Origin of the sequence: Kitasatospora sp. NPDC002965 (assembly GCF_040611255.1) — a bacterium.
Classification (GTDB): domain Bacteria; phylum Actinomycetota; class Actinomycetes; order Streptomycetales; family Streptomycetaceae; genus Kitasatospora.
In genome coordinates this window covers 1-9,108 of sequence record NZ_JBEXNT010000222.1, presented here as the reverse complement: position 1 = coordinate 9,108, position 9,108 = coordinate 1, and the positions used below count along the sequence as shown (strand labels likewise).

11 protein-coding genes are annotated in these 9,108 nt (G+C 74.1%); 9 read left to right on the top strand and 2 right to left on the bottom strand.

Going from position 1 to position 9,108, the window contains the following annotated elements:
- Nucleotides 1-89: 89 nt before the first annotated feature.
- Nucleotides 90-524: a hypothetical protein gene (locus ABZY91_RS40435; RefSeq protein WP_355409052.1), complete on the bottom strand. Its 435-nt coding sequence runs from the start codon at nucleotides 522-524 to the stop codon at nucleotides 90-92.
- A 199-nt stretch (nucleotides 525-723) separates the two neighbouring features.
- Here ABZY91_RS40435 and proC point away from each other — a divergent pair, with 199 nt between their 5' ends.
- The 3 genes from proC to ABZY91_RS40420 all read left to right on the top strand — a co-directional run bounded on the left by proC (nucleotide 724) and on the right by ABZY91_RS40420 (nucleotide 3,540).
- A complete protein-coding gene (gene proC, locus ABZY91_RS40430) occupies nucleotides 724-1,551 on the top strand; it encodes a pyrroline-5-carboxylate reductase (protein WP_329885545.1) in 828 nt (275 codons plus the stop codon).
- Between the two features lie 30 nt (nucleotides 1,552-1,581).
- The gene (locus tag ABZY91_RS40425) at nucleotides 1,582-2,232 is read left to right on the top strand and encodes an HAD family phosphatase (RefSeq protein ID WP_329885544.1); all 651 of its coding nucleotides are present in this window, start codon (nucleotides 1,582-1,584) and stop codon (nucleotides 2,230-2,232) included.
- Between the two features lie 102 nt (nucleotides 2,233-2,334).
- Nucleotides 2,335-3,540 carry an MFS transporter gene (locus tag ABZY91_RS40420; RefSeq protein WP_329951423.1) on the top strand — a complete coding sequence of 402 codons (1,206 nt, stop codon included), beginning with the start codon at nucleotides 2,335-2,337 and terminating at the stop codon, nucleotides 3,538-3,540.
- Nucleotides 3,541-3,582: 42 nt separating this feature from the next.
- On the opposite strand, the gene ABZY91_RS40415 is transcribed toward ABZY91_RS40420, so the two are convergent.
- The gene (locus ABZY91_RS40415) at nucleotides 3,583-4,074 is read right to left on the bottom strand and encodes a MarR family transcriptional regulator (protein ID WP_329951424.1); all 492 of its coding nucleotides are present in this window, start codon (nucleotides 4,072-4,074) and stop codon (nucleotides 3,583-3,585) included.
- 91 nt (nucleotides 4,075-4,165) lie between these two features.
- Here ABZY91_RS40415 and ABZY91_RS40410 point away from each other — a divergent pair, with 91 nt between their 5' ends.
- The 6 genes from ABZY91_RS40410 to ABZY91_RS40385 all read left to right on the top strand — a co-directional run bounded on the left by ABZY91_RS40410 (nucleotide 4,166) and on the right by ABZY91_RS40385 (nucleotide 8,972).
- Complete coding sequence (locus ABZY91_RS40410) at nucleotides 4,166-4,561, top strand: HGxxPAAW family protein (protein WP_355409049.1); 396 nt, start codon at nucleotides 4,166-4,168, stop codon at nucleotides 4,559-4,561.
- A gap of 69 nt (nucleotides 4,562-4,630) precedes the next feature.
- The gene (locus ABZY91_RS40405; RefSeq protein ID WP_329885540.1) at nucleotides 4,631-5,827 is read left to right on the top strand and encodes an acetoin utilization protein AcuC; all 1,197 of its coding nucleotides are present in this window, start codon (nucleotides 4,631-4,633) and stop codon (nucleotides 5,825-5,827) included.
- Nucleotides 5,828-6,102: 275 nt separating this feature from the next.
- Nucleotides 6,103-6,312 (top strand): helix-turn-helix domain-containing protein, encoded by a 210-nt coding sequence (locus ABZY91_RS40400; protein ID WP_329885539.1) that lies wholly within the window; start codon nucleotides 6,103-6,105, stop codon nucleotides 6,310-6,312.
- 189 nt (nucleotides 6,313-6,501) lie between these two features.
- The gene (locus tag ABZY91_RS40395; protein WP_003948845.1) at nucleotides 6,502-6,600 is read left to right on the top strand and encodes an AURKAIP1/COX24 domain-containing protein; all 99 of its coding nucleotides are present in this window, start codon (nucleotides 6,502-6,504) and stop codon (nucleotides 6,598-6,600) included.
- A gap of 233 nt (nucleotides 6,601-6,833) precedes the next feature.
- A complete protein-coding gene (locus ABZY91_RS40390) occupies nucleotides 6,834-7,955 on the top strand; it encodes an NAD-dependent epimerase/dehydratase family protein (RefSeq protein ID WP_355409047.1) in 1,122 nt (373 codons plus the stop codon).
- Nucleotides 7,956-7,961: 6 nt separating this feature from the next.
- Entirely contained in the window at nucleotides 7,962-8,972 is a 1,011-nt protein-coding gene (locus ABZY91_RS40385) for a lysophospholipid acyltransferase family protein (protein ID WP_329951427.1), read from the top strand.
- Nucleotides 8,973-9,108: the final 136 nt, after the last annotated feature.

Here is a 9,108-nt window from a genome sequence, read left to right as displayed (position 1 = left end):
GTCGGGCACGGTGTCGGGGAACAGCGGGTCGGCCTCCCCATCGACGGCCAGCGCCTGCTCCATCCGTCGGCGGGTACCGCCGCCCCCGCTCAGCCCTTGCCGCGGGCCCGCTTCACCGAGCCGACCACGCCCGCGACGGCCAGCAGCAGGCCGGCCGGCAGCAGCGAGAGGAAGAAGGCCTCGAACACGCCCGCGTCGCCGAGGAACAGCTGCGCCAGCGTGTTCAGCAGGAGCAGCCCGCCGGCCGCCGGCAGCGCCGACTGCCACGGGTGCTCGGCCGCCCACCGGGCCAGCCGCCGGTCGGTGGTGTCGCGGCGCAGCTGGCCGCCGACCGCACCGACCAGGAAGAAGAAGAACAGGCCCCAGCCGGCCGGATCGGCCAGCATGCTCAGCGACCAGTCCCCGGAGATCGCGTCGATCCCCAGGGCCGTCGCCCCCACCACCGCACCGACTCCCGCGGCGGTCCGCCACGGGCCCACTGTCGCCGCGGCGACGGCGACCTGCCGGTTCTCACGTCGGGACATCTCTCCGTGTGCCATACCTCCACGGTGCGCCCAGGCCCAGCGCCGGGCCATAGGGGAGAACCCGGAGTTTCGCCCTAGGGGGCGCCCCGGGCCCGGCGCCCGCGGACCCCGGACCCGTGCCTTCCGCAGGGTGGACGGTCCCGCCGCCGGCGCGTACGCGGTGCGAGGATGGCCGCGGTACCGGAAGCAAGGAGTGGCCATGGCCGGCAACACGGAGCACGGACAGAAGATCGCCTTCCTCGGCACGGGCAAGATCGGTGAGGCGCTGCTCTCCGGCCTGCTGCGGGCCGGGAAGGACCCGGCGGACGTCCTGGTGACCGCCCGCCGTCCGGAGCGGGCCGAGGAGCTGGCCGCCCGGTACGGGGTCGGCGTGGTGGGCAACACCGAGGCCGCCAAGCTCGCCGACACCCTGATCCTGGCGGTGAAGCCGCAGGACATGGGCACCCTGCTGGACGAGCTGGCGCCGCACGTCGGACCGGACCGGCTGGTGATCTCGGCGGCGGCCGGCATCCCCACCGAGTGGTTCGAGGCACGACTGGCGGCCGGTACCCCGGTGGTCCGCGTGATGCCCAACACCCCGGTCCTGGTGGACGAGGGGATGAGCGTCATCTCCGGTGGCTCGCACGCCACCGAGGCGCACCTGGTGCGGGCCGAGGAGATCTTCCGGTCGGTCGGCAAGGCGCTGCGGCTGCCCGAGGCCCAGCAGGACGCGGCGACCGCGCTCTCCGGTTCGGGTCCGGCGTACTTCTACTTCCTGGTCGAGGCGATGACCGACGCGGGCATCCTGCTCGGGCTGCCGCGCCAGGTGGCGCACGACCTGATCGTGCAGTCGGCGATCGGCGCCTCGATCATGCTGCGGGACTCCGGCGAACACCCGGTGAAGCTGCGCGAGGCGGTCACCTCGCCGGCCGGCACGACCATCGCGGCCATCCGCGAGCTGGAGAACCACGGGGTGCGGGCGGCCCTGCTGGGCGCCCTGGAGGCGGCCCGGGACCGCTCCCGGGAGCTGGCCTCCGGCGGCAAGTAGCCGCCGGGCGGGCCCGGTAGGCTCGAACGCGTGGCCTACGAACTGGTGATCTTCGACAACGACGGCGTCCTGGTGGACAGCGAGCCGGTGTCCAACCGGCTGCTGGCCGAGTACCTGACCGAGCTCGGTTACCCGACCACGATCGAGGACTCCTACCGGGACTTCATGGGCACCGCCGCCCACCGGGTGCACGACGTGATCGCCGAGCGCCACGACGGCGCGCGGCTCCCGGACGGCTTCGACGAACTGTTCCACGGCCGGGTGTTCGACGCCTTCGGCACCGAACTCGTGGCCGTGCGGGGCGCGGAGACGCTGCTGAAGGAGCTTCGGCAGCGCTCCGTGCCGTACTGCCTGGCCTCCTCCGCGCACCACTCCTGGATCCGCACCGCGCTGGACGTCACCGGCCTGCGCGGGGAGTTCCCCGAGGAGCGGATCTTCAGTGCCCAGGACGTCGGGGTCGGCAAGCCCGCGCCCGACCTGTTCCTGCACGCCGCCCGCACCCTCGGCGTCGACCCGGCCGCCTGCCTGGTCCTGGAGGACAGCCCCAACGGCGTGCTGGCCGCCCGCGCCGCCGGCATGGACGTGTACGGCTACACCGCGCTCACCGACCCGGCGAAGCTGCTCGCCGCCGGTGCCACGGGTCTGATCGCCGACCTGGCGGAGGTCCCCGGCCTGCTCTGATGCGGCCCGTGTCCCGGAACCGCTGCGCGACCCCTCCCGCGATCGCCCGTCACGGCCTACGCTCTCGCCACCACTGTCGTACCGGCCGGTAGCGAGGTTGATGTGCGTTCCGAGAGTGCCGCGGTCACGCCGCGGCTCCGGGCCGGCCGCGCCGCGCTGGCGGCGGGCTTCCTGCTCCAGGGCGTCACCTTCGCCCTGCTGGTCACCTGCATCCCGGAACTCCAGGACCGGTACGGGCTGAGCGACGCGCTGCTGCCGGTCTTCCTGGCCGCGGTGCCGGTGTTGGCCGGGGTGGGCTCGATCGCCTCCGAGCGGCTGGTCCGGCGGACCGGGGCGCGGGCCGTGCTGCGGGTCGTCCAGCCGGCCGTCTGCGTCACCCTGGCCGCCGCCGGGTTCGGCGACACGCTCTGGCAACTCGCCCTCGCGCTGGGCGCGTTCGGCCTGCTGGTCGGGGCGCTGGACGCGAGTATGAACATGCTCGGGGTCGGCCTCCAGCACCGCTACGGCCGGTCGGTCATGCTCGGCTTCCACGCGGCGTTCAGCCTCGGCGGGATCCTCGGCGCCGCCGTCGCCGGCCTCGGTGCGCACGCCGGCCTCGGCCTGCCGGTGCTGTTCGGCACGGCGGCCGGGGTGATCGCCCCGCTCGCGGTGCTGGCCGGCACCCGCCTCGCCGGGCCGGCCGAACTCGGCGACGCCGTCCGCGAGGCCGCCGAGGCCGCCGCCCGGGCCGTTCCGTGGCGCCCGCTGCTGCCGCTCTGCCTGGCGATGGCCTTCGCGTACATCGCCGACGCCTCGGTCTCCAACTACAGCGTCAAGTACCTGACCGACGGCCTGGGCAGCCCGGAGGACGTGGCCAAGCTCTCCTACCTCGGCTACATGGTCGCGATGCTGTTCGGCCGGGCGCTGGGCGACCGCGCGGTGCAGCGCTGGGGCGCCGTCCCGGTGGTCCGGTCCGGCGCGGTGCTGGCCGCGCTCGGGTTCGCGCTGGCCGCCGTCGCACCCGGCGCCCGGGTCGGGATCGCCGGGTTCACCGTGCTCGGTCTGGGGATCTGCGCGATCATCCCGCAGGTCTTCGCGGCCGGCGGGCGGCTCTTCCCGGCCGACTCGGACGCCGCGGTGGCCCGTCTCAACCTCTTCAACTACGTGGGCTTCCTGGTCGGTTCGCCGCTGGTCGGGGCGCTGGCGGACGCGAGCTCGTACCGCTGGGCGCTGCTCGCGCCGATGCTGCTGGTGCTCGCCGTGCTGCCGCTCGCCGACCGCTTCGCCCCGGCCCCGGTGGCTCCCGACGCGGTCGCGGTCCGCGTCTAGGCCGTCCGCCCGGCCGCGCCCGTCACCGGCCGCGTGGCGGGCCTAGCGCCGGTCCCCGCCCTCGCGGACCTCGTCGAGCGACTCGCGGAGCAACCCCTTCGCGCGGGTGAACCAGTCGGCGAGCACCGCGACCTCGTCCGCGGTGTAGTCGGCGAAGAGGCGGTTGATCCGCTCGTAGAACGGTCCGTAGACCTCCAGGATCCGGGCCTGGGCGCTGCTGTCCAGCACCACCCGGACCCGGCGCCGGTCGCCCGGGTCCGCCTCGCGCCGGGCGTACCCGGCCCTCTCCAGCCGGTTGAGCACCCCGGTCACCGCGCCGGTGGTCAGCTGCGCGCGTTCGGCGAGGTCGCCGGCCGCCAGCGACTCGCCGGCCAGGGCGGCCTCCATGACGAAGCCCAGACAGGTGAGGTCGGTGACGTTGAGCCCGAGCCGCGAGGCGATGTCCTGCTGGCCGAACTGCGCGAGCGCGATCATCCGGTCCATCGCATAGAGCGCCTGCTCGGCCGTCGCCTGCGGGCGCGGCTTGCCCTCCACGGGGTATCTCCTTAGTATCTAAGTTACTTAGCTCGTGAGATAAAACGTCCGAGTGGATGCGGACCGCACCCATCACACCAAACGAGGAGACATGGGCGCACACGGAGATCACGACATGGGCCACACCGTGGCCGGCTGGACCGGGACCGCGATCGTCGTGCTCGGATCCGCCGTCGCGGGCGTCGCCCTCATCGCCGGGTCGGCCCCCGGGCTCTGGGCCGGCGCCGCCCTCACCGTGCTCGGGGCCCTCGCCGCCTGGCTGCTCCACCTCGCCGGCCGGGGCAAGGCCACCGGGCCGCGCCCGCCCGGCCGCCGGCACTGGCGCACCCCCGACCCCGACGCCCGCCGGGGCCACCCCGACTGCCTCGGGTGCCGGCTGGCCGGCCGCCGCCCGGACCGGGCCGCCGCACCCGCGACCGCTCCCGCCGCCACGCCCGTTCCGGCGGCACCGCCCGTCGGGGCGCGCGCCGGCCTCCCTCGCGGCTGACGTCCGTACCACCGGCGTTCAAGGGCCCGTTGCCCGGCCGCACCGGCCTCACCCACTACGGTGGAGGCCATGCCCGAAGCCGAGCGCGTCACCCCCTGCGGCCTGCACCTCTTCTGGGACGAAGCGGTCACCGCGTACGACTTCGGCCCCGGCCACCCCATGGACCCCGCGCGGCTCTCGCTCACCATGCGGCTGGTGGAGTCCCTCGGCCTCGACGGCGGTCCGGGCGTCACCGTCCGGTCCGCGCCGCCCGCCGGTGAGTCGACCCTCCGGCTGGTGCACACCGCCGCCTACGTCGAGGCGGTCAAGCACGCCGCCGCCCACCCCGACGAGCAGGACCCCCGGCACGGGCTCGGCACCGACGACAACTGGTCCTTCCCGGCCGTCCACTCCGCCTCCGCGCTGATCGCCGGGCAGTCGGTCGCCGCCGCCGAGGCCGTCTGGCGCGGCGAGACCCCGCACGCCGTCAACTTCGCCGGCGGCCTGCACCACGCCATGCCCGGCAAGGCGTCCGGCTTCTGCATCTACAACGACCCGGCCCTCGCCATCGCCCGGCTGCTCGAACTCGGCGCCGAGCGGGTCGCCTACGTCGACGTCGACGTCCACCACGGCGACGGCGTCCAGGAGGCGTTCTGGGACGACCCGCGGGTGCTCACGGTCTCGCTGCACGAGCACCCCGCCACGCTCTTCCCGCAGACCGGCTGGGCCACCGAGACCGGTGGGCCCGGCGCCCCGGGATCCGCGGCCAACCTCCCGCTGCCGGCCGGCACCGGTGACTCCGGCTGGCTGCGCGCCTTCCACGCCGTGGTGCCCGAACTGCTCGCCGCCTTCCGGCCGCAGGTCCTCGTCACCCAGCACGGCGCCGACACGCACCTGGAGGACCCGCTCGCCCACCTCGCCGTCACCGTGGACGCGCAGCGGCTGATCGCCGAGGAACTGCACGCGCTGGCCCACGAGCACGCCGACGGCCGCTGGATCGCCCTCGGCGGGGGTGGCTACGCGGTCGTCGACGTCGTACCGCGGACGTGGACCCATCTGGTCGCGACCGCCGCGGGCCGGCCCGTCGACCCGGTCACCGAGACTCCGGAAACATGGCGGGCGGAGGTTTACCGGCGGACCCGGCGTCCGGCCCCGCTGCGGATGACCGACGGCGCGCGCCCGGCCTGGCGCGACTTCGAGGCGGGATACGATCCGGCCGACCGCCTCGACCAGGCGATCCTGGCCACCCGCAGGGCCGTCCTGCCGCACCACGGACTGCTGCCCTGACCTGCGGCGTCGGCCGCGGCGGCGGCCCGCGCCGCTGAACGGCCGCCCCCGGTTGTGAAGGGCCGGTGCCGGACCGGGGCCGTGCGCACGACCACTGGTGCAGACCGCCGATCGGCTACGTACTGCAACGGGCTTATCCCTCACCGTACGACGACTGCGCTTCTCCCTCTTCCCACTGGTACCACCCATAACTACTCTGGGGATACACGTGTGCCGGTGGAGTCACCGGAGGGGAAGCCGGTGCCTTGCACACGGGTAAGGGTCGGGTGATGGTCATGAGTTCCGGCGAACGCCCCTTGCAGGACGTCGTCTTCCTGACCGTGGCCGAAGTGGCCGCGGTCATGCGGGTCTCCAAGATGACGGTCTACCGGTTGGTGCACAGCGGCGAACTGCCGGCCATCCGGGTCGGCCGGTCGTTCCGGGTGCCTCAGCAGGCAGTGCACGAGTACCTCAAGGACTCCTACGTGCGGCTCGAAAGCGCGTAGGACAGTCCGGCGGAGCGGGGCCCACAGCCGGTGGGCCCCGCGCCCGTTCGCCTCGGATTCGCCCCGAGTTTGCCCGTCCCGGGGAGCACGATTACGGCCCTGGGCGAGTGGACGGTAGGCTAGGCCGTCCGTCAGTCGTATGGACTCCGTCTCTCACGGGCGCGAGTCTCAGTGAGCGAGGGTTGTTCCGTGGGCTCTGTCATCAAGAAGCGTCGCAAGCGTATGGCCAAGAAGAAGCACCGCAAGCTTCTGAAGCGGACGCGTGTTCAGCGTCGCAACAAGAAGTAACGCCTGAGCTTGTGAGCTTCCCCGCCTCGGCGGGGGTGACCCCACGACGAGGGTCCAGCGACGCAACGAAGTATCCCCCCGCTCCGGCGGGGTTCAGGCGTTCCCCCGCCCGTCCAGGCCCTCGTGGCCTGGGCGGGCGGTGTCGTTTCACGGCCCGCCACGGCGGCGCGGTACGGTGCACGCAGGCCGCCCGGGCCGAGGAACGGGCGGGCGTGGAAATGGGGTGCAGCGCTGTGGGAACGGTCGTGCTCGTCACCGGCGTGGCCCGGCACCTGGGCGCCCGTTTCGCCGCCGAGCTGCGCCGCAGGCCCGGGGTGGACCTGGTGGTCGGCGTGGACGTGCAGCCGCCCCGGCCCCCGCTGCGGGCGCTCGCGGAGCCGGACGGGCCCGCCGCGCCGTACCGCTTCCACCAGCTCGACCTGCGCCGCCCCGCCGTGGCCCGGGTGATCGCCGAGCACGGGGTCGACACCGTGGTCCATCTCGCGGTCAGCGCCACCGGGCTGGGCTCCACCAACCGCTCGTCGGTGAAGGAGTCCAACGTGATCGGCACCATGCAGCTGCTCGGTGCCTGCCAGAAGGCGCCGGGTGTCCGCCGGCTGGTGGTGAAGTCGACCACCGGCGTGTACGGCTCGGCGCCGCGCGACCCGGCGGTGTTCACCGAGCGCACCCAGCCCAGGAACCTGCCGGGCGGCGGCTTCGCCAAGGACGCGGTCGAGGTCGAGGGCTACGTCCGCGGTTTCGCCCGGCGGCGCCCGGACGTCGGGGTGACGGTGCTGCGGTTCGCCAACATCGTCGGCCCGGCCGCCGACACCCCGCTGACCGACTACTTCGGGCTCCCGGTGCTGCCGACCGTTCTCGGCTACGACCCGAGGCTCCAGTTCGTCCACGAGGACGACGTGATCGAGGTGCTCTGCCGGGCCGCGTTCGCCGCCGAGCCGGGCACCGTCAACACCGGTACCTTCAACGTGGCGGGGGAGGGCGTCCTGCTGCTCTCCCAGTGCGCCCGCCGGCTGGGCCGGCCGACCCTGCCGCTGCTGCTGCCCGCGATCAGCTGGTTCGCCGGACTGGCCCGGCAGACCAGGCTCGTGGACGTCTCGCCCGAGCAGCTCCGGCTGCTCACGCACGGCCGGGTGGTGGACACCACGCGGCTGCGGGAGACCTTCGGCTACCGTCCGGCGTTCACCACCCCGGAGGCGTTCACCGACTTCGCCGCGGCGCAGTCGCCCGGCCTGCTGCCGCCCGGCCGGCTGGCCGCCGTCACCGACGGCGTGGCCGCGCTGCTCGGCCCCGAGCGCCCGGGGCACGGCCGGGCCGCACCGGAGAGTCCCGCCCGCCCGCACCGACCCAGGAGCTGAACCCGCATGAGTGCCGCCGCCGAGAACGCGCCGGGCGAGGCGAAGGTCATCCCGATCGAGTCCGCCCCCAGCTGGACCGAGCCGCCGGTCGGCCCCGGCCTGGCCGACCGGGTCGCCGAGACGGTCGGCGGGGCACTGGCCGGGCAGCTCGGCCCGGCCGCCACCCGGCTGTTCGGCAAGGGCTGGGAGTCCCGGGCCGCCGACGGCCTGGCCTTCCTGCGCCGCCGGATCACCGGCGACTACGAGGTGGACGAGTTCGGCTTCGACCGGGAGCTGACCGAGGAGGTCCTGCTCGGGCTGCTGCGGCCGCTGGCCGAGAAGTACTTCCGGGTCGAGGTCCGCGGCGTCGAGAACATCCCGGCCGAGGGCGGCGCGCTGATCGTCGCCAACCACTCCGGCACGATCCCGCTGGACGCCCTGATGACCCAGGTGGCCATACACGACCACCACCCGCACCACCGGCACCTGCGGATGCTCGCCGCCGACCTGGTGTTCGTCCTGCCCGGCATCAACGAACTGGCCCGGAAGGCCGGGCACACGCTGGCCTGCAACGAGGACGCCCAGGCACTGCTGGAACGGGGCGAGCTGGTCGGGGTCTGGCCGGAGGGCTTCAAGGGGGTCGGCAAGCCGTTCTCCGAGCGGTACAAGCTGCAGCGCTTCGGCCGCGGCGGCTTCGTGTCGTCCGCGCTGCGGGCGCGGGTGCCGATCGTCCCGTGCTCGATCGTCGGGGCCGAGGAGACCTACCCGATGATCGGCAACTTCCGGACCCTGGCCCGGCTGCTGGGCCTGCCGTACGTACCGATCACGCCGACCTTCCCGTGGCTGGGGCCGCTGGGGGCGGTCCCGCTGCCGACCAAGTGGATCATCCAGTTCGGCGAGCCGATCGCGACCGACCGGCACCCCGTCGAGGCGGCGGACGACCCGATGCTGGTCTTCGACCTGGCCGACGAGGTCCGGGAGACCATCCAGCACACCCTCTACCAGCTGCTGGTGCAGCGGCGTTCGGTGTTCTTCTGAGTGCCGCTGAGTGCGGCTGAGCGCCGCTGAGCTCCGCTGAGCGCGGCCCCGCCGGGCGGAGGCGCCGTCCCTCCCGGCGGGGCACCCCCGGGCCTCGGCCGGTTTCTCCGACAGAGGCCCGCAGCCCCACGCGGGT

Bases quoted from the DNA above. Each gene is read 5' to 3' on its own strand.
- ABZY91_RS40435 (WP_355409052.1), bottom strand. From the start codon at position 524: ATGTCCCGACGTGAGAACCGGCAGGTCGCCGTCGCCGCGGCGACAGTG.
- proC (WP_329885545.1), top strand. From the start codon at position 724: ATGGCCGGCAACACGGAGCACGGACAGAAGATCGCCTTCCTCGGCACG.
- ABZY91_RS40410 (WP_355409049.1), top strand. From the start codon at position 4,166: ATGGGCGCACACGGAGATCACGACATGGGCCACACCGTGGCCGGCTGG.
- ABZY91_RS40405 (WP_329885540.1), top strand. From the start codon at position 4,631: ATGCCCGAAGCCGAGCGCGTCACCCCCTGCGGCCTGCACCTCTTCTGG.
- ABZY91_RS40400 (WP_329885539.1), top strand. From the start codon at position 6,103: ATGAGTTCCGGCGAACGCCCCTTGCAGGACGTCGTCTTCCTGACCGTG.
- ABZY91_RS40385 (WP_329951427.1), top strand. From the start codon at position 7,962: ATGAGTGCCGCCGCCGAGAACGCGCCGGGCGAGGCGAAGGTCATCCCG.